This is a genomic window from Nocardia acidivorans NBRC 108247, from assembly GCF_001625085.1.
Taxonomy (GTDB): Bacteria; Actinomycetota; Actinomycetes; order Mycobacteriales; family Mycobacteriaceae; genus Nocardia; species Nocardia acidivorans.
The window spans coordinates 146,910-165,226 of sequence record NZ_BDAW01000016.1 but is presented as its reverse complement, the minus strand read 5'-3'; the positions used below and the strand labels follow the sequence as shown (position 1 = coordinate 165,226).

16 protein-coding genes are annotated in these 18,317 nt (G+C 67.6%); 7 read left to right on the top strand and 9 right to left on the bottom strand.

Annotation, left to right across the window (positions count from 1 at the left end; translation table 11 throughout):
* Window positions 1-161 precede the first annotated feature (161 nt).
* Window positions 162-1,229 (bottom strand): uroporphyrinogen decarboxylase, encoded by a 1,068-nt coding sequence (gene hemE / locus NA10_RS10960; protein ID WP_067566826.1) that lies wholly within the window; start codon window positions 1,227-1,229, stop codon window positions 162-164.
* A gap of 74 nt (window positions 1,230-1,303) precedes the next feature.
* Between hemE and NA10_RS10955 the strand changes: the two genes are divergently transcribed.
* Both NA10_RS10955 and NA10_RS10950 read left to right on the top strand, forming a co-directional pair.
* Window positions 1,304-1,933, top strand: coding sequence for a DUF3000 domain-containing protein (locus tag NA10_RS10955; protein ID WP_084514512.1), 630 nt, complete (start codon window positions 1,304-1,306; stop codon window positions 1,931-1,933).
* 139 nt (window positions 1,934-2,072) lie between these two features.
* On the top strand, window positions 2,073-3,329 hold the full coding sequence (locus NA10_RS10950; RefSeq protein WP_067566824.1) for a ribonuclease D: 1,257 nt from the start codon (window positions 2,073-2,075) through the stop codon (window positions 3,327-3,329).
* 256 nt (window positions 3,330-3,585) lie between these two features.
* On the opposite strand, the gene NA10_RS10945 is transcribed toward NA10_RS10950, so the two are convergent.
* Window positions 3,586-4,404, bottom strand: a complete 819-nt coding sequence (locus NA10_RS10945; RefSeq protein WP_067566822.1) for an enoyl-CoA hydratase — start codon at window positions 4,402-4,404, stop codon at window positions 3,586-3,588.
* 129 nt (window positions 4,405-4,533) lie between these two features.
* Window positions 4,534-6,498 (bottom strand): 1-deoxy-D-xylulose-5-phosphate synthase, encoded by a 1,965-nt coding sequence (gene dxs, locus NA10_RS10940; RefSeq protein ID WP_373862359.1) that lies wholly within the window; start codon window positions 6,496-6,498, stop codon window positions 4,534-4,536.
* Between the two features lie 150 nt (window positions 6,499-6,648).
* On the opposite strand from dxs, the gene glsA reads away from it, so the two are divergent.
* Window positions 6,649-8,523 carry a glutaminase A gene (gene glsA, locus NA10_RS10935; protein ID WP_373862358.1) on the top strand — a complete coding sequence of 625 codons (1,875 nt, stop codon included), beginning with the start codon at window positions 6,649-6,651 and terminating at the stop codon, window positions 8,521-8,523.
* A 79-nt stretch (window positions 8,524-8,602) separates the two neighbouring features.
* Window positions 8,603-9,289 carry an SIMPL domain-containing protein gene (locus NA10_RS10930; RefSeq protein WP_067566877.1) on the top strand — a complete coding sequence of 229 codons (687 nt, stop codon included), beginning with the start codon at window positions 8,603-8,605 and terminating at the stop codon, window positions 9,287-9,289.
* A gap of 3 nt (window positions 9,290-9,292) precedes the next feature.
* Here the strand turns inward: NA10_RS10930 and NA10_RS10925 are convergent, their stop codons facing one another.
* From NA10_RS10925 to NA10_RS10915, 3 genes are all read right to left on the bottom strand, one after another.
* Window positions 9,293-10,102 carry a hypothetical protein gene (locus tag NA10_RS10925; RefSeq protein WP_067566820.1) on the bottom strand — a complete coding sequence of 270 codons (810 nt, stop codon included), beginning with the start codon at window positions 10,100-10,102 and terminating at the stop codon, window positions 9,293-9,295.
* A gap of 93 nt (window positions 10,103-10,195) precedes the next feature.
* Window positions 10,196-11,701 carry a class I SAM-dependent RNA methyltransferase gene (locus NA10_RS10920; protein WP_218021495.1) on the bottom strand — a complete coding sequence of 502 codons (1,506 nt, stop codon included), beginning with the start codon at window positions 11,699-11,701 and terminating at the stop codon, window positions 10,196-10,198.
* Entirely contained in the window at window positions 11,698-13,686 is a 1,989-nt protein-coding gene (locus tag NA10_RS10915) for an APC family permease (protein WP_067566873.1), read from the bottom strand. The genes NA10_RS10920 and NA10_RS10915 overlap by 4 nt, the downstream gene beginning before the upstream one ends.
* 249 nt (window positions 13,687-13,935) lie before the next feature.
* Here NA10_RS10915 and NA10_RS10910 point away from each other — a divergent pair, with 249 nt between their 5' ends.
* Window positions 13,936-14,601 carry a potassium channel family protein gene (locus NA10_RS10910; protein WP_067566818.1) on the top strand — a complete coding sequence of 222 codons (666 nt, stop codon included), beginning with the start codon at window positions 13,936-13,938 and terminating at the stop codon, window positions 14,599-14,601.
* A 2-nt stretch (window positions 14,602-14,603) separates the two neighbouring features.
* Entirely contained in the window at window positions 14,604-15,293 is a 690-nt protein-coding gene (locus tag NA10_RS10905) for a potassium channel family protein (RefSeq protein WP_067566816.1), read from the top strand.
* A 26-nt stretch (window positions 15,294-15,319) separates the two neighbouring features.
* On the opposite strand, the gene NA10_RS10900 is transcribed toward NA10_RS10905, so the two are convergent.
* From NA10_RS10900 to NA10_RS10890, 3 genes are all read right to left on the bottom strand, one after another.
* Window positions 15,320-16,021 carry a sigma-70 family RNA polymerase sigma factor gene (locus NA10_RS10900; RefSeq protein WP_373862357.1) on the bottom strand — a complete coding sequence of 234 codons (702 nt, stop codon included), beginning with the start codon at window positions 16,019-16,021 and terminating at the stop codon, window positions 15,320-15,322.
* Between the two features lie 159 nt (window positions 16,022-16,180).
* The gene (locus NA10_RS10895) at window positions 16,181-17,020 is read right to left on the bottom strand and encodes a DUF3159 domain-containing protein (RefSeq protein ID WP_245677137.1); all 840 of its coding nucleotides are present in this window, start codon (window positions 17,018-17,020) and stop codon (window positions 16,181-16,183) included.
* A 5-nt stretch (window positions 17,021-17,025) separates the two neighbouring features.
* Window positions 17,026-17,418 carry an OB-fold nucleic acid binding domain-containing protein gene (locus tag NA10_RS10890; protein WP_067566813.1) on the bottom strand — a complete coding sequence of 131 codons (393 nt, stop codon included), beginning with the start codon at window positions 17,416-17,418 and terminating at the stop codon, window positions 17,026-17,028.
* Between the two features lie 158 nt (window positions 17,419-17,576).
* Between NA10_RS10890 and NA10_RS10885 the strand changes: the two genes are divergently transcribed.
* The gene (locus NA10_RS10885; protein WP_067566811.1) at window positions 17,577-18,293 is read left to right on the top strand and encodes an alpha/beta fold hydrolase; all 717 of its coding nucleotides are present in this window, start codon (window positions 17,577-17,579) and stop codon (window positions 18,291-18,293) included.
* The last annotated feature ends 24 nt before the right edge of the window (window positions 18,294-18,317 follow it).

Below are 18,317 nucleotides of genomic sequence, written 5' to 3'. Positions count from 1 at the left end.
GGATGCGTCCAGGAGACCATCCACCGCCGTGAGCAGCGCTGTCGCGCTGCTCACGAGCGTGGTGGCTTCCCCTGAATTCATAGCTTTATTCTACCGTGATAGAACAGTCCACGGAAGACGAATTCCATTGTGATATAAAGCTATTCAGAAGGAATAGCCTTTTAGAGAGGGGCGGGGAGGCCGTGGATTAGTTTTACCGTTTCGGTAATTACGTCGGGGTCGGTGTTGGGGAGGACGCCGTGGCCGAGGTTGAAGATGTGGCCTTTGGCGCCGAGGGTTATCGCCTCGTCGGCTTCGCGGGCGATGCGGTGGATTTCGGATTCGATGGCGGGGGTACCGGCGAAGAGGACGGCGGGGTCGAGGTTGCCCTGGAGGGTTTTTCCGGGGCCTACTCGGCGGACGGCGTCATTGAGGGGGATTCGCCAGTCGACGCCTACCACGTCGGCACCGGCTTCGCCCATGGCGCCCAGGAGTTCTCCGGTGCCTACGCCGAAGTGGATGCGCGGGATTCCGGCCGAGGCTACTTCGGCGAAAACTCGCTGGGAATGCGGGAAGACGAATTCACGGTATTGCGCGAGGGTCAGGGCTCCGGCCCAGGAGTCGAACAATTGGACGGCGTCCACTCCGGCGGCGATCTGCGCCTGCAGGAATTCGATGGTGATATCGGTCAGGACGCCGAGCAGTTGATGCCAGGTCTCCGGATCGCCGAGCATCATCGCCTTGGTGCGCTCATGATTCTTGCTCGGGCCGCCCTCCACCAGATAGGAGGCCAGGGTGAAGGGGGCGCCCGCGAAACCGATCAGCGGCACCTCGCCGAGGGCATCGAGCAGCAGGCCGATTCCGGCGGTGACCGCACCTACTTCCTCGGCGCGCAGGCGGGGCAGCGCGCGTACGTCGGCGACGGTGCGCACGGGGTTCGCGACCACCGGACCGACGCCGGGCACGATATCGAGGTCGATGCCCGCGGCCTTCAGCGGAACCACGATGTCGGAGAACAGGATTGCCGCATCGACGTCATGGCGGCGGATCGGCTGCATGGTGATCTCGCACACCAGTTCCGGATCGAAGCATGATTCGAGCATGCCGATGCCCTTGCGCAGTTCGCGGTACTCCGGCAGTGAACGCCCTGCCTGACGCATGAACCACACCGGACGGCGATGCGGGACGCCACCGGAGGCGGCGACTAGGAGGGGTGCATCGGTCAGCTGGCGGCGGGTGTGAGTGCTCATCACCGCTCATCGTAAAGGCCCCGAGCGGCGCGCCTCTCACTACACCGCGCCCGGTAGGTCTACCGTCCTCATACGTGACACCGCTCGACTTCCGCGACGGCACCGCACCGACCCCGGAGCCTGAAGAACCCACAGGGTTCCGCGCCGCGGTCGATGCGATGGGAACCGCGACCGTGCATCCCCGGATCGAGCTGGCTCCGATCCGCCCGCCGCAGCGCCTGGCTCCCTACTCCTACGCCTTGGGCGCGGAGGTCACTCGCCCGGACACCAATGTGGTTCCCGTCGACTCCGACGGGGACGCCTTCGGCCGACTGATCCTGCTGCACGATCCGGACGGGCAGGAAGCCTGGCACGGGGTGTTCCGATTGGTCGCCTATATACAGGCCGATATCGACTCCGCGCTCGCCGCCGACCCGCTGCTGCCCGAGGTGGCGTGGAGCTGGCTGGTCGACGCACTCGAGTCGCGGGCGCCGTTCACCGCGCTGGGCGGCACGGTCACCTCGACCAGTTCGGTGCGATACGGCGATATCGCGGGACCGCCGCGCGCGCATCAACTCGAACTGCGGGCCTCCTGGACGGTCGGCGATACCGAGATGAAGCCGCACGTCGAAGCGTTCTGCGAGGTTCTCGCCTACGCCGCCGGATTACCACCCGCGGGGGTTACCCGGCTGGATGTGCGGCACGACGACGGCGATTCCGACTAGTCCCGAACGAGAACACCTGTACCGCAACGAAATCAGCTCGGGGCTATTACGATTCCCCACAGCCCGGGGCCGTGTCGAGGTGTGCTGTTTCGCCGACGTGACGCGGATCGCCACTGTCCTACCCGTAGAGTTCAAGACCATGTCCGTACCAGAAGAGCCCGAAGCCACTGCCGCGGTACCGCTGCTCGCGCCAGTGGAGGGTGTGCCGCCGGTATTGGACAGTGCTGCCGAAATCACCGATGCCGCGCGCCGCTTGGCCGCCGGCACCGGGCCCCTCGCCGTCGACGCCGAACGCGCCTCCGGATTCCGCTACTCCAATCGCGCCTATCTGATTCAGTTGCGGCGCGCCGGAGCCGGATCATTCCTGATCGATCCGATTCCGCTGGACGGCGACCTGGAGCCGCTCGCGGAGGCGATCAATGGACTCGAATGGGTGCTGCACTCCGCCGATCAGGATCTGCCGGGACTCGCCGAACTCGGGCTCTACCCGGCGCGACTGTTCGATACCGAACTCGGCGGGCGACTCGCCGGATATGAGCGCGTCGGACTCGCGGCCATGGTGGAGAACCTGCTCGGACGGGAATTGCGCAAAGGACACGGGGCCGCGGACTGGTCCACTCGGCCACTGCCCGACGAATGGCTGAATTACGCGGCGCTCGATGTGGAATTGCTGCTCGAACTGCGCGACGCGGTCGCACTCGAACTCGAGGAACAGGGCAAGACCGATTGGGCGGCACAGGAATTCGAACATGTGCGCAATGCGGAACCCTCCGCGCCGAAATCGGATCGGTGGCGGCGGACCTCGGGGATTCACGCCCTGCGCAAGACTCGGCAGCTCGCCATCGTGCGCGAACTATGGACCACCCGGGACCGGCTGGCTCGGCTGCGCGATGTGGCGCCGGCACGGATTCTCCCGGATTCGGCGATCGTGGCGGCCGCCACCGGCGAGCCCAAGTCCATCGCGCAATTGCGGGCGCTGCCGGTCTTCGGCGGGCCACGGCAGCGACGGTACTCGCGGGAGTGGCTCGGTGCGGTCGAACGCGCGCGGGCGCTGCCGGAGAGTGAACTGCCGCCGCTGACCCAGCCTTTCGACGGGCCGCCACCGGTGAATCGGTGGGAGCGGCGCGATCCGGCCGCCGCCGCGCGGTTGCAGGCCGCTCGGTCGGCCATGAGCGACCTCTCCACCGAGGTGTCGGTGCCCATCGAGAACCTGCTGACGCCGGACCTGCTGCGCCGCATGTGCTGGGACGGACTGCCCCGCACGGCCACCAACGGCGACGCGCCCGCCCTGATCGACGAATTCCTGGCAGCGGGCGGCGCACGCGACTGGCAGCGCACGCTCGCCGTCCCCCGCCTGGTCGAAGCGCTCTACCCGGCCGACGACAAAGAAGCGTAAGCGAGCCCGCCGGTACGGGTCGGTGCGGGCGCAGCGGCGGGCCGTGCTGGTGGCCCTGCTGCTGCGCGCGGGCAAAGCGGTGACGGCCGCCGAGCTCGTCGAGGGCCAGCCGATCCGCGCTCACCGAACCCCAGGGTGCGAGCGGCCTCGTCATCCCGACGCGTTTTTGGCCGGGATCCACACCTTCCGGTGGGCCGCCGATAGACGATGGGTCCGGGCCTCAAGCATGCCGGGATGACCGGGGCGACGGGGTTGGTCAGTCCTCGAACACGGGTGGGCGGCGGTCGCGGCGGGCTCGGATGGCCTCGTCGAAGTTATCGGTGGTGAGGCGGACGTAGAGCTGGGCGGTGCCCTCGTGCTGCATATGGGATTCGAAGCTGCTCGCCTCCAGGCCGCTCCACAGCATGCGCTTGGTGAGTTCGGTGCCCACGCGGCTCCAGCGGATGATCTGGTCGGCGGTGTCGTAGGCGGCTTCCAGGAGTTTGTCGGCGGGGACCACGCGCGAGACGATGCCGATGCGTTCGGCTTCGGCGGCGTCCACATCGCGACCGGTGAGCATGATCTCGAAGGCGCGGGTGGTGCCGACCACGCGGGGCAGTAGATAGCTGATGCCGAGTTCGGCGGAGGTCAGACCGTTGTTGATGCCCGCGGCGCGGAAGTACGCGTCCTGTGACGCGATGCGGATATCGGTGCCGACCGCCAGGCAGAAGCCGCCGCCGATGGCCGCGCCGTTGACGGCGCTGATCACCGGCTGATGCATACGGCGAATGGTCAGCATGACGTTGTTGAGCAGTTCCATCGAGCGGCGGGCGACCGTGGTCTTGGTCAGGCCCTCGACACCGGGGACGCGACCCGCGTGCTGGAGGTCCGCGCCGGAGCAGAAGCCGTGACCCGCGCCGGTGAGGACGACCACGCGCACCTCATTGTCGGCGGCGACCGCCTCGAGGGTTTCACGCAGCGGGATCATGACGTCGAAGGCCATGGCGTTCATCCGCTCGGGGCGGTTGAGGGTGACCAGGGCGATGCCCGGGCGCGGCTTCTCGACGAGTACGAACGCGGGATCCTCTGCGGGCATGCACCACTCCTGACCGGAAACTGTAACCGGTTCTAGAATCTACGCGAGAAGTGCTGCCGCGTACACGAAGTCGCGAACAAGAAAGGCGGGCGGCACCCTCGGATGCCGCCCGCCTCCCTGTCGAGCCGATTACTCCGCGAGCGCCCCCGCGGTCGAGATGGCCTTGCCGCCCTCGGCCTCGGACATCGCCGCATCAGCCTCGGCGCTGTTGCCCAGCCAGCCGTGCACCCGCTGCGCGATATCGCCGGGGGTCAGACCCAGATCGTGATGGATCTGAGCGCGCGCGGCGTGATCCAGGAACTGCTGCGGCACACCGAGATCGCGGGTGGCCACATCGAGTCCGGCGGCCCGCAGGCGCGCGGAGACCGTACTGCCGATACCGCCGTGCAGACCGCTGTCCTCCAGCGTCACCACCAGGCGGTAGTTCTCGGCCAGCTTCACCACGCTGTCCGAGACCGGGAGCACCCAGCGCGGATCGATGACCGATACCGAAACACCCTCGGCCGCCAGCAGATCCGCGACCTCGAGGGCCAGATCCGCGAAGGCGCCGACGGCGACCAGCAGGACATCACCGCGGGCGGAACGCGCCCCGGAATCCTCGCCGTCGGGCAGGCGCAGCACATCGACACCATCGAACCGCTCGACCGCGGAGATGTCCTGCGAGACAGTGCCCTTCGGGAAGCGGATGGCGGTCGGGCCGTCGCTGATATGCAGCGCCTCCGCCAGTTCCTCGCGCAGGGTGGCGGCATCGCGCGGGGCTGCCACGCGAATACCGGGCACGATGCCGAGCACCGAGAAATCCCACATGCCATTGTGCGACGCGCCGTCGTCACCGGTGATGCCCGCGCGATCGAGCACCAGCGTCACCGGGAGTTTGAGCAGCGCCACATCCATGAGCAGCTGGTCGAAGGCCCGGTTCAGGAAGGTGGAGTAGATCGCCACCACCGGATGCAGACCGCCCAGGGCCATACCGGCCGCGGAGGTCATGGCGTGCTGTTCGGCGATGCCGACGTCGAACATGCGCTCCGGGAAGCGCTTTCCGAACGGCGACAGACCGGTCGGCCCCGGCATGGCCGCGGTGATGGCGACGATATCGTCGCGCTGTTCGGCCTGTTCGATCAGTTCATTGGAGAAGACCGAGGTCCAGGTGGTGCCCGAGGACACGCCGACGGGTTCACCCGTTTCCGGGTCGATGCGGTTGATGGCGTGCATCTGATCGGCCACATGGTCCTCGGCGGGCTTGTAGCCGCGCCCCTTCTGCGTGACCACGTGCACGACCACCGGACCGCCGAAATCCTTGGCGCGCCGCAGCGCGGCCTCCAGCGCCACGGTGTCGTGTCCGTCGACCGGGCCCACATACTTCAGGCCGAGATCGCCGAACAGCTCCTGCGGAGCGACCGCGTCCTTGATGCCGGTCTTGAGCGCGTGCAGCATCGAATAGGCCGAATCCCCCACGCGCGGAATGGACTGCACGATGCGCTTGGTGGCGTCCAGAGCCTGCTCGTAGGCGGGCTCCATGCGCAGCCCCGCCAACCGCTCGGCGAGACCGCCGATGGTCGGCGCGTACGAACGACCGTTGTCATTGACCACCACGACCACCGAACGGTCCTGCCCGGCGGCGATATTGTTCAACGCCTCCCAGCACATACCGCCGGTGAGCGCGCCATCGCCGACGACCGCGACCACATGGCGCTTCTGCCGGGTCAGCGCGAACGCCTTGGCCAGACCGTCCGCATAGGACAGGGAGGCCGAGGCGTGCGAGGACTCGACCCAGTCGTGCGCGCTCTCGGCCCGGCACGGATAGCCGGAGAGGCCGCCGCCCTTGCGTAGCGTGTCGAAACCGTCCTTGCGGCCGGTGAGGATCTTGTGCACGTAGGCCTGATGGCCGGTGTCGAAGATGATCGGGTCTGCCGGCGAATCGAAGATCCGGTGCAGCGCGATGGTCAGCTCCACGACACCGAGGTTCGGTCCGAGGTGCCCGCCGGTGACGGCGACCTTCCGCACCAGGAATTCGCGAATCTCCTCGGCCAATTCGCGCAGCTCCGGTACCGACAGCCGACGCAGATCCTCGGGCATGTCGACCCGGGAAAGCACTCCCACGGCTATTGCTCCCTCCGGATGTCTCCTGTGATTGCAACAGTCTACGGAGACCCGACCGGCCCCCAACGCCAGGAACTGAACTCCACCTGCGACATCCGCAGTAGATGTGAGGCTCCACACACATTACCCGGATACAGTGACCGCGTGGTCCCCCCGATATCGGCCACCGGCGGCCCAGCTCGTGTGTCGCACGGCGTGGTGGCGAGAATCATCGATGAAGTGTACGAATTGTGCAGTTCGGACACCTCGGGTGAGCTCGCCGACTACATACCGGAACTCGCAGCGGTACAACCGGATTCATTCGGCATCTGCCTGGCGACGGCCGACGGCCAGATATACGGCAGCGGAGACCTGGACACCTGCTTCACCATTCAGTCGATCTCCAAACCCTTCACCTACGCCCTGGCATTGGCCGATCGCGGACCCGCCGCCGTGGCGCAGCGCATCGATGTCGAGCCCACCGGGGAACCGTTCAACGAAATCAGTCTGGACCCCAAGACACAGCGGCCCCGCAACCCGATGATCAATGCCGGAGCCATTGCCGCCGCCGCACTCGTGAACGGCCTTGACGCGGGCGACCGGTTCGCTCGGATACAACGCAGCTACAGCCGATTCGCCGGGCGTGAGCTTCGACTCAATGAAGCCGTCTACGCCTCCGAGGCCCGCACCGGATTCCGCAACAGGGCCATCGGATATCTGCTGCGCGGCGCGGGAATCATCGACGGTGATCCCGATGAAGCGGTCGACCGATACTTCCGGCAATGCTCCATCGACGTCACCTGCCGTGATCTGGCGATGATGGCGGCGACCCTGGCCAACAACGGCGTGAATCCCCTGACGCACGAACGCGCACTGTCGCGGCCACTGGTCGAACAGGTGCTCAGCGTCATGACCACCTGCGGTATGTACGACGCCGCCGGAGACTGGGTGACCACGGTCGGACTGCCCGCCAAAAGCGGTGTGGGCGGCGGGATTCTGGCTGTGCTGCCGGGACAGATCGGTATCGCCGTCTACTCACCGCGATTGGACGCGCACGGCAGCAGCGTGCGCGGGGTCAAGGCGTGCCGGGAGCTGTCGCACCGACTCGGACTGCACTTCCTGCACGTGACCCGGGCCGCGCACACCGCGATCCGCACCGCCTACACCGTCGCCGAGGCTCCCTCGCGACTGCGGCGCGATGCCGATGAACTCGCGGTACTGCGCGAATGGGGTGAGCGCGCACAGATATTCGAACTGCACGGCGATCTGCTGTTCGCGGGCGCGGAATCCACCGTGCGCGCGGTCGAGGCGGCCTCGGCCGCCGAATCGCTCGACGCGCTCGTGCTGGATCTGCGCGAAGTCGCCGATGTGAGTGAGATCGCCGTGCGCATGCTCGGCGATCTGCAAGCCGAACTCGCCGCCGCCGGATGCCGGGTGGCACTGGTGGATCCGGACGCCAAACTCGGACATATGGAGTCGAGTCTGGATCCGGCCGATCCGCGCGGACGGGTCTTCGCCGACCGCGACAGCGCCACCGAATGGTGCGAACAACTCATTATCGACAAATACCGCCCGGAGGATTGCACGCCCTCGGCGGCGCTGCGCATCGATCAGCATCCCGCGCTGGCGGATCTGCCCGATGAGGAAAGGCAGCGGCTGGCCAAGGAATTCGAGATACGGACCATCGCGCGCGGGGAACGCATCGTGGCACGCGACAGCCCGCGCGCCGGATTGTTCCTGATTCTCGACGGGCGCGTGCGCGTGAGTTTCGAGGATCGCGACGGCAGGCGGCATCGACTCATCTCGCTCTCCCCCGGAATGTCTTTCGGTGAGATCTCGCTCCTGACCGGAGTGCGGTTCAGCAATGACATCTACGCGGAGAACACCGTCCGCCTGGCGGTGCTGTCGCCGGACAAATTCGATGAGCTGACCCGGCAGGCCCCCGAGGTGAAATTGGCGCTGCTGGAACGCCTGGCCACCGCCGCCTACGCCCAGGCCGATGCGGCGGTGCGGGCGCTGGCCGCACACGGCGGGGTGTGACCAGCGCGCCGCGATCGGGGCAAACGCGGGCGTGGGTAGCATCGGGATCGCCTTGCCGGCCAACCAGGAGGACGCCGCCGTGACCAGCACCGGAATCGACACCGGCAGTATTACGATCTACGGCTCCGGAAGTGCCACCGGCACACCGGATCTCATGCGGGTGACAATGTCGGTCGAGACCAGGGCCGAGACCGTCGCGCTCGCGTACGCGGCCGCCGGGGAGCGCTCGGCCGCGCTTATCGAGTCGCTGCGCGGGGATGGGGTGCCGGGGCGGGACATCTCGACCAGCGGGCTGTCGGTGCGCACCGACACGGTATGGACCGAGGCCAATCGAGAGCAGGTCGTCGGCTATGTGGCGAGCACCTCGCTGACTGTGACACTGCGCGATATCGCCGCACCGGAGAAAAGTGATGCGAACAGCGGACCGGCCGCGGTGATCGCGCACGCGGTCGACGCGGGTGGCGACGATGTACGACTCGGTGGCCTGTCGCTGACGGTGAGCGAACCCGAATCGCTGCTCACCCGGGCCCGCGACGCCGCCTGGGATCACGCGCTCGACAAGGCCGAGCAGTACGCGCGCCGCGCGGGCCGCCGACTCGGACCGGTACTGGAGATCACCGAGGACATCTCGGGACCGTCGATTCCCATGCCGCGCATAGCCTTCGCCGCCGCCAAGAGCGATATGGGCGGCGCCCCACCGGTTCCCGTCGAACTCGGGGAGAGCGAACTCTCCGCCTCGATCAAGGTGACCTGGCAGCTGGGCTGAGGCTCAGAACTCGATCTGCGCCAGCAGGGTCGCCGCGCGGATGGCGGTGAGCTGGATGCGGAAGCGGGTGGCGTCGGCGCGGGTGCGGTGCGGGTAGGGGTTCGGCGAGGTCAGCAGGCGCAGGTCCCGCAGTAGCCGGGTGCCCTCGCGGACCGACAGGCGCGCGGTGTCGATGAGGTGACGAACGTTCTTGGCGCTATCCAGCTCCTGGGTGCCCGCCGCGTAGGCGGTGAGGTGGTCCAGGGAAGCGCTGAGGTATTCCTCGCAGGCGGTGTAATCACGTCGCGACCACGCGCGGGTGGCCTGTTGGAGCTGCTCCAAAGGGGTTTGCTGACTGCGTAATTCGAGTTCGGTCTCGATCAGGGCCAATTGCTCGGCCAGGGCGACGGGCAGGCGCGAGGTGGGTCTGAGGCGACAGCGGACGGTGTCCTCCGCCGCTGTGCCGCTGATCTTTTCGAGGCGGAGCTGATAGCCGTCCAGCAGCAGGGCCGCGCGCAGGGTGGTGAGCCAGGGCGGAAGTTGTCCGCGCTCCGGGGATTCCCCGCGCAGGAACTTCTGGGTGGTGACCTCGACCAGATTCAGCAGCGCCTGATCGGCGTCGGCATTACCGGCCAGCGCCGCCATCCGCGCGCCGTAGACGGGGGTGACCAGCCGCCCCCAGTAGCTGTCGCTGTTGACCCACATCTCGACCGTGTACTCGGGGCGTTTGAGGTCGACGCTCAGGAGCAGTCCCTCGAGCGAGTAGAACTTGGCCTGATCGCCATAGATCAGTTCCACCACCGCCGCGAGGGTCGGGTCGGACAGCGTAGTCATGACGGCTATCTTGGCGGACACCCCGCGGGCCGCGCAGCACGGCCCGCTTCCCACGGGCAAACGGAGATAGATTCCGCCGCAATACGATCCGGGTCAGCGCTCCAGCAGCGCGACGCATTCCACGTGGTGGGTGCCGGGAAAGGCATCGAAAACCCGCAGGGCCGACGGCTGATAACCGGCGGTGCGGTACAGGCCCAGATCGCGGGCGAAAGCCGCTGGATCACAACCGATATGGACGATCCGGCGCGGGCCGCGCTCACCCAGCGCGGCGATGACCTCTTTACCCGCGCCCGCGCGGGGCGGGTCCAGGACCACCACATCCGGTGCGGTATCGGCCTGTTCGACGATCCAGCGCTCGACGCGTTCGGCCCGCAGCTGCACCCACGGCAGATCCCGCAGCGACGCTTTACCTTCGGTGACGGCCGAGCGCGCGAACTCGACGGCGTGCACCGCGCCGGTCGCGCCGACCCGCTCACCCAGTCCGGCGGCGAAGACGCCGACACCGCTGTAGAGATCCCACGCCAGCGCACCGGGGGCGGCATCGGCCCACTCCCCCACCACATCCGAATAGCATTGCGCGGCACCGTAATGCGGCTGCCAGAAACCGGTGGCCGAGACCTCGAAGCGACGACCGGAGACATACTGCACGGCCCGGCCGCTACCGTCGATCAGTCGCTCCGCACGCGGACCGGCCGCCGCGGCGCGACGCGCGGCCGCACTACTGCGATCACTGCCGCGGCCGCCGCCCTGACGGCCACCGCGATGGCGTTCACCCCGGCTGTTCGCCCCGCGAGCGTTGCGATCACCCTTCTCGGACTCGACCGGAGCCAATTCGATCAGGTGGCGCATACCGTCACCATCCACGGCCACAACCAGATCCGCGCCCGGAGTCCACTCGCGATCGGCGATACCCTCCACGGCCCCGGCCATCGGCTGCGGACAGCGCAGATCCGGAATCACCTCGGTACTGCGATAGCGGTGCACCCCGGCCCGCCCGTTCGCATCCACCACCAGGCGCACCCGAGAACGCCATCCGGCCGTATAAGACTGCGGGACAATCTCGTTCACGGCACCGGCGGCGAATTCGCGCACCCGCCCGGCGGCAATGCCTCGCACACCGCCCAATGCACCGGGCATGGCTCCGATCCGGGCGAGCTCACCCTCGGTCATTCCGGCCGTGGCGACGCCGGAGACGGGGGCCGCCGCACCGTAGGTCGGAGCCGCGATGGCCTCGACCTCGAAGTCGGTCTCCCAGTTCGCGAGTCGGCGCAGCTGCTCGGCTACCACGGCCGCCTTCAGGGCGCGCTGACCCTGCGGGCTCGCATGGGAGAAGTCACAGCAGCCCGCGCCGCCGGGCCCGGAGACCGGGCAGGTCGGGTCGATGCGGTCGTCCGACGCCTCCAGGATTTCGATGGCGTCGGCACGGCAGAAGCTTCCGCCGCGATCCTCGGTCACCCGGGCGCGCACCAGCTCACCCGGCAGCCCGTGCCGCACGAACAGCACCCGGCCCTCATGCCGGGCCACACAGAATCCGCCGTGTCCGGGCGGGCCGAGGCGAACCTCGAAAACCTCACCGCGCCAATCCTCGCCACTGCTCACAGGTCGTCTCCGTATCCGCGCCGCACCGAACCGGGGGCACTGACCTCGCGCCCGGCACGCGCCTTGGCCGAGGAGGTGAGCTGCCACGGCACCGAGGTCACCATGACGCCGGGCTCGAACAGCAGGCGGCCCTTCAGGCGCAGCGCACTCTGGTTGTGCAGCAACTGTTCCCACCAGTGGCCGACCACGTATTCGGGGATGAACACGGTCACCACATCGCGCGGGGAATCCCGGCGCACCCGTTTCACGTAATCCATCACCGGCTTGGTGATCTCGCGGTACGGCGATTCGATCACCTTGAGCGGCACCGAGATATCGCTGCGCTCCCACTCCCGTACCAGCGCGCGGGTATCGGGTTCATCGACATTGACGGTGATCGCCTCGATCGTGTCGGGCCGGGTGGCACGCGCGTACGCGATGGCCCGTTTGGTGGGCAGATGGAGTTTGGAGACCAGCACGATCGAGTGCGTGCGACTGGGCAGCACACCGTCCCATTCGGTCTCGTCGAGTTCGCGCGACACCGTGTCGTAGTGGCGGCGAATGAGTTTCATCAAACCGAAGATGGCGGCCATGGTGACGATGGCGATCCACGCGCCCGCCAGGAACTTGGTCACCAGCACGATCACCAGCACGGTCGCGGTCAGAGTGAGGCCGATGGCATTGATCACCCGCGAACGCTTCATCCGCGAACGCTGCGCCGGATCGGTCTCGGTGCGCAGCAGCCGCGTCCAATGCCGCAGCATGCCGGTCTGGCTCAGCACGAACGAGACGAACACGCCCACGATGTACAGCTGGATGAGCTTGGTCACCTCGGCGCCGAAGAACACCACGAACGCGATGGCCGCGCCGGCGAGGAAAATAATGCCGTTGCTGAACGCCAGCCGATCACCGCGGGTGTGCAGCTGCCGCGGCAGGAAGCGGTCCTGCGCCAGAATCGAGCCCAGCACCGGGAAACCGTTGAACGCGGTATTGGCCGCCAGCACCAGGATCAGCGCGGTGACGATGGTGACGAAGTAGAAGCCCGCCGGGAAGCCGTGGAACACCGCGCCCGCCAACTGCGCGACCAGGGTCTTCTGCTCGTATCCGGCCGGTGCGCCGATCAGATCGGAGGTGCTGTGCGCGTAGACCACGCCCACCTTCTGCGTGAGCACGATCATGCCCAGGAACATGGTGATCGCGATACCGCCGAGCAACAGCAGCGTGGTCGCGGCATTGCGCGACTTGGGTTTGCGGAAGGCGGGCACGCCATTGCTGATGGCCTCCACACCGGTGAGCGCGGCACAGCCGGAGGAGAACGCGCGCGCGATCAGGAACACCAGTGGAACACCGAGCAGATGCTCCTCCTCCGCCTTGAGGCCGAATCCGTACGACTCCGCGTGCACCTGATCACCCAGCACGCCGATCCGGAAGAAACCCCAGATCAGCATGACGAACATGCCGATCATGAAGGCGTACACCGGAATGGCGAACAGCGATCCGGATTCCCGGACGCCGCGCAGATTCATGGCGGTCAGAATCACAATCGCCGCCACCGCGAACAGCACCTTGTGCGTGGAGACGAACGGCACCGCCGAACCGATATTCGAGGCCGCCGAGGAAATCGACACCGCCACGGTGAGCACATAATCCACCAGCAGCGCACTGCCCACCGTCAGGCCCGCGGTAGGCCCCAGATTCACCGTGGCGACCTCGTAATCGCCGCCGCCGGACGGATAGGCGTGCACGTTCTGCCGATAGCTGGCAACCACCACCGCCATCACCAGCGCGACGGCCAGGCCCACCCACGGCGCGTACGCGTAGGCGGAGAGCCCGGCCACGGACAGCACCAGGAAGATCTCCTCCGGCGCGTATGCCACCGATGACAAAGCATCGGAGGCGAAGACCGGGAGCGCGATTCGTTTGGGCAGCAGGGTATGCCCCAGGGAATCGCTACGGAATGGGCGGCCAACCAGCATGCGTTTGGCGGCCGTCGTCAACTTCGACACTTTGGTGAGCATAAGGGAGTGCGGGGCGGGTCGCGTCCACGGCGCGGCAGAGTGCGGTCGCGGACCGTACTGTTGCGCGTGAACACTGTGAGCGCGGTCGCCACCCGTCGCTTCACGGTGTGAGCTTTTCCGGTTCCGGTTTGAATACCGACCCGAGGGGGAAAGTGCCTCGGGAAAAACTCGAGCGGTACGGTTGCCCTCCGAAGCAACAGACCGCACACCACGGTTTTCGGGAATGGGGTTCGCACGGTGTACGTAGTGATCATGGGGTGTGGCCGAGTGGGCTCCTCACTCGCGCGCGCCCTGGTCCGCATCGGCCACGAGGTCGCGGTGATCGACCAGAATTCGAGCGCCTTCCTCCGTCTCGGCCGTGATTTCCCCGGATTGTGCATTACCGGCGTGGGATTCGACCGGGATATCTTGACCCGCGCGGGAATCGAACGGGCGGGCGCGTTCGCGGCCGTCTCCTCCGGCGACAACTCCAACATCATCTCCGCGCGCGTGGCCCGCGAAACCTTCGGGATCGAGCGCGTGGTCGCCCGCATCTACGACGCCAAACGCGCGGCCGTCTACGAGCGCCTGGGCATTCCGACCATCGCCACCGTGCCCTGGACCACCGACCGGTTCCTGCGCACGCTGGTCGCCGATCAATCCACCACCACCTGGCGCGATCCCACCGGCACCGTCGCGGTCACCGAGATCCCGCTGCACGAGGAGTGGTACGGCCGCACCGTGCAGTCCCTGGAGAGCGCCACCGGCGCGCGCGTGGCCTTCCTCATCCGCTTCGGGCAGGGCATGCTGCCCAACTCCAAGACCATGCTGCAGGCCGACGACATGATCTACATCGCCGCCACCTCGGGCAGTGTCGGTGAAGCCGTCGCCCTGGCCGGTAACCCACCCGCGAGCGAGGATTAGTCATGAAGGTAGCCATTGCGGGCGCGGGGGCCGTGGGCCGATCCATCGCCCAGGAGCTATTGCGCGGCGGCCACCAGGTCATGCTGCTGGAGCGCCGCCTCGATCACATCGATCCGACCAGCGCGCCCACCGCGGTCTGGACGCACGCCGATGCCTGCGAGCTCGAGACGCTCGAAGAGGCCGGGCTGGAATCCTATGACGTGGTCATCGCCGCCACCGGCGACGACAAGGTGAATCTGGTGTTCGCACTGCTCGCCAAGACCGAATTCGGGGTGGGGCGAGTGGTCGCACGGGTGAACGATCCGCGCAATGAATGGCTCTTCGATTCGTCGTGGGGAGTGGACGTGGCCGTCTCGACACCGCGACTACTGGCCTCACTGGTCGAGGAGGCCGTCTCGGTGGGTGATCTGGTGCGGCTGATGACCCTGCGCCAGGGCCAGGCCAATCTGGTGGAAATCACCCTGCCCACCGATACACCGTTGGCGGGCAAGGCCGTTCGCACTCTGAAGCTGCCGCGCGACGCCGCGCTGGTCACCATTCTGCGCGGCGGCCGGGTCATCGTGCCGCAGGGCGACGACCCGCTCGAGGGTGAGGACGAACTGCTGTTCGTCGCATCCGTGGAAGCCGAGGACGATCTTCGGAAAGCCCTCGGCGTCAACGGTTTCGGCACCCCGGTCGGCGTAACCGCCTGATATCGCCCGCCGGGTGCCGTCCCGGTCTACGACGCCGCCCGGAGTTCGGCGCGCAGCTTGTTGAGCGCGCGATGCTGCATCACCCGCACCACGCCCGGACTGGTGCCGATGGCCTCCGCGGTCTGCGCCGCGGTCCAGCCCAGCACGATGCGCATGACCAGCACCTCACGATGGGTCGGGGCCAGCACCTTCATGAGTTCCCTTGTCGCGGCCCGCGTTTCGGATTGCATGGCGCGCTCCTCCGGACCCGCCTCGTTCATCGGCTCGTCCGGGAACTCCGCCACCGGATACGCCGGATGCAGTTGCGCCCGCCGGAACGCGTCGGCGACCTTGTTGGCCGAGATGCCGTACACGAACGCCAGGAACGACTTGCCCTGATCGCGGTAGCGCGGAATGGCCTGCACGGTGGCCAGGCAGATCTCCTGTGCCACATCGTCCGCGGTCACGTGCAGATGTCCCGCACCGCCCATACGGGCCGCGCAGTAGCGCCGCACCAGCGGGTACACGATCTTGAGGATCTCGGTGACCGCGGCGCGGTCGCCCGCGGCGGCCGGTTCGATCAACTTCTCCAGTTCGGCTGCGGCGCGCCGGGATTCCGATGTCGCCGCGCTGTTGGTCTTGGTTCCCCGCCCCGCCGAATGCCTGCGTGCGGCGGCCGTCGTCTGCACCGCGGTCCCGAGCCCCTCGCCACGGTCCTGCTGTGCCACTGCCTTGCCGTCGGTGTTCAACTCCCGGATCCTTTCGCCGTATCGTTCATAACGATCCTGCGATGATCGGGGCCGTCGAAATAGGCACCCCAGGGGTGGGGTGGGCACCCCCTTTACGTGCCAGATCCGCCCGAAGGTGTTGCGCGACGAGCGGTTAGCGCGATAAGGCGCTGGTAGAGGTCAGTTACGCGCGGAATCGGCGGAATCGGCCGAGTCAGGAGACTTCGCTGCCTTCGCGGTGGAAACGGGCAGATGCCCGGCCTTGCGCACCGCCCACACCGTGACCACCAGGGCCACCGCCGTCAACGGCCAGCCCATAGCCAGCCGCGCCACCGCCAGCAGACCCGTGCTGTTGGAGTCGTAGAGATGGTTCTGCACCAGATAGCGGGCGCCGAACACCACCGCCCACACCACGGTCGCCAGATCGTAGAGGCGCATTGCCCTGCGATCCGAACGCCATTGCGTGCCATGGCCGTTCAGCACACCCCAGATGACACCCGCCAGCGGCCAGCGCACCACCAGAGACACCAGGAACGCGCCCGCGTACACCAGGCTGGCGTAGATGCCGAACAGGAAGAAGCCCTTGGCCTCACCCATGCGGTAGGCGATGAACGCGCAGACGCCCACGCCCAGGAACCCGGAGATCGCGGGCTGAATCGGACCGCGGCGCACCAGCCGCCAGACCAGAATCGCGGTGGCCACACCCAGGGCCGCCCAGATGGCGGCGGTGAGCCCGCGCAGCGAATTCACCGGCACGAAGACCAGCACCGGCAGCGAGGAGTAGATCAGGCCGCTGAAACCGCCGAGCTGCTCGAGCAGGGTCTGCTCGACCTCTTCCTCGTGCAGCTCCTCCAGCTCCTCGCGCAGGCCGTGCGGCTGCTGGACCTCGTACTGCTCGGTCACGGCCCCGGCGATCTCGGCCTCACGCGCGGTGAGTTCGCCCGCGAAGACGTCCTCCAGCTCGCGAGGGTCACCGGTGGGCGCACGGCCCTCGTCATTGCTGCTGGCAGGTATCGGCATAGGTGTCAGGAGTTCCCGCGAAGTTCGTAGTAGGGGTTGAAAATGACCTTGCCGCCGTCACGTTCGCCGACCCGGCCGCGGACCAGGATACGACGCCCCGGCTCGATACCCGGGATGCGCCGCCTGCCGATGAACACCAGGTTCACACTGTCGGTGCCGTCGAAGAACTCGGCCTCCACCTCGGCCCCGCCCGACTTCGGACAGGCTTCGACGCTGCGCAGCCGACCCAGCATGGTGACCTCTTCGCCACGACGGCACTCCGATGCGTGACACGCACCCGACGCTTCGGAGGTCTCGGCGAGTTCCTCGGCATCCAAACGATCCAGATCTTCCGTCAGGCGTCGGCTGAGTCGCCGGAAATAGCCTGAAGGGAAGTCCTTTCCACCCGAGGATGGCATCTCGCACGCTCTCCTGTAGAGCCAATACGGCGTGGGTCGCACGTCGTTCTTCTGTTTCCACTTACCCGGGGGTTACCCCCTGGCCGCGGACGTACACCGCCACTGTAGAGGGGACCGCCCCCACCCGCCACGCGCGCCCGGCCCAGTACGCTCGCCGGGTGCCAGATCTACCACATCCGGCGGTCGCCGTCGCCCTGCCCGGAACCGGCTCCGATGCCCACTTCGCCCGCCGGGCCTTCGGATCCGCCTGTGCCGCACTGGATATCCCCTTCCATCCGGTGAATCCGGACCCGCGACGGGTGATCGAGAGCTATCACGCCGCACTCGACGCCGCGGCGCGCTCGGGGCCGGTGCTCATCGCGGGCATCTCACTCGGCGCGGCGGTGGCCGTGGAGTGGGCGGCGCGACACCCCGAATCGGTGTACGGCGTGATCGCTGCCCTGCCCGCCTGGACCGGCGCGGACACCACCGGCTGCCCGGCCGCGCTGAGCGCGGCGGCCACCGCCGCGGCCCTGCGCGCGGACGGCATCGACGCCGTCATCGAGGTGATGCGCGCCTCCAGCCCGGCATGGCTGGGCGCAGCCCTCACCCGTTCGTGGCGCTCGCAGTGGCCGGACCTGCCCTCGGCGCTGGAAGAGGCCGCTGCCTACCGCTGGCCGGACGCGGACCTGTTGAGCGGCATCACAGTTCCGGTCTCCCTCGTCGGCGCGACCGACGATCCGGTGCACCCCATCGCGGTCGCCGCACACTGGGCCGATCTGATTCCGGACAGCGATCTACACCACATCACCCTCGACGAACTCGGTTCGGACCCGGCCATTCTCGGCGCACGCGGTGTCCGGACCCTGGTTCCCCGCCGCATCGCGACGCCCTGACACCCGAGGTGGACCGTCCCACAC

Coding starts and splice junctions, on each gene's coding strand:
- NA10_RS10905 (WP_067566816.1), top strand. CDS start 14,604: ATGAAGGTAGCCATTGCGGGCGCGGGGGCCGTGGGCCGATCCATCGCC.
- NA10_RS10950 (WP_067566824.1), top strand. CDS start 2,073: ATGTCCGTACCAGAAGAGCCCGAAGCCACTGCCGCGGTACCGCTGCTC.
- hemE (WP_067566826.1), bottom strand. CDS start 1,229: ATGAGCACTCACACCCGCCGCCAGCTGACCGATGCACCCCTCCTAGTC.
- NA10_RS10945 (WP_067566822.1), bottom strand. CDS start 4,404: ATGCCCGCAGAGGATCCCGCGTTCGTACTCGTCGAGAAGCCGCGCCCG.
- NA10_RS10895 (WP_245677137.1), bottom strand. CDS start 17,020: ATGCCGATACCTGCCAGCAGCAATGACGAGGGCCGTGCGCCCACCGGT.
- NA10_RS10925 (WP_067566820.1), bottom strand. CDS start 10,102: ATGACTACGCTGTCCGACCCGACCCTCGCGGCGGTGGTGGAACTGATC.
- NA10_RS10890 (WP_067566813.1), bottom strand. CDS start 17,418: ATGCCATCCTCGGGTGGAAAGGACTTCCCTTCAGGCTATTTCCGGCGA.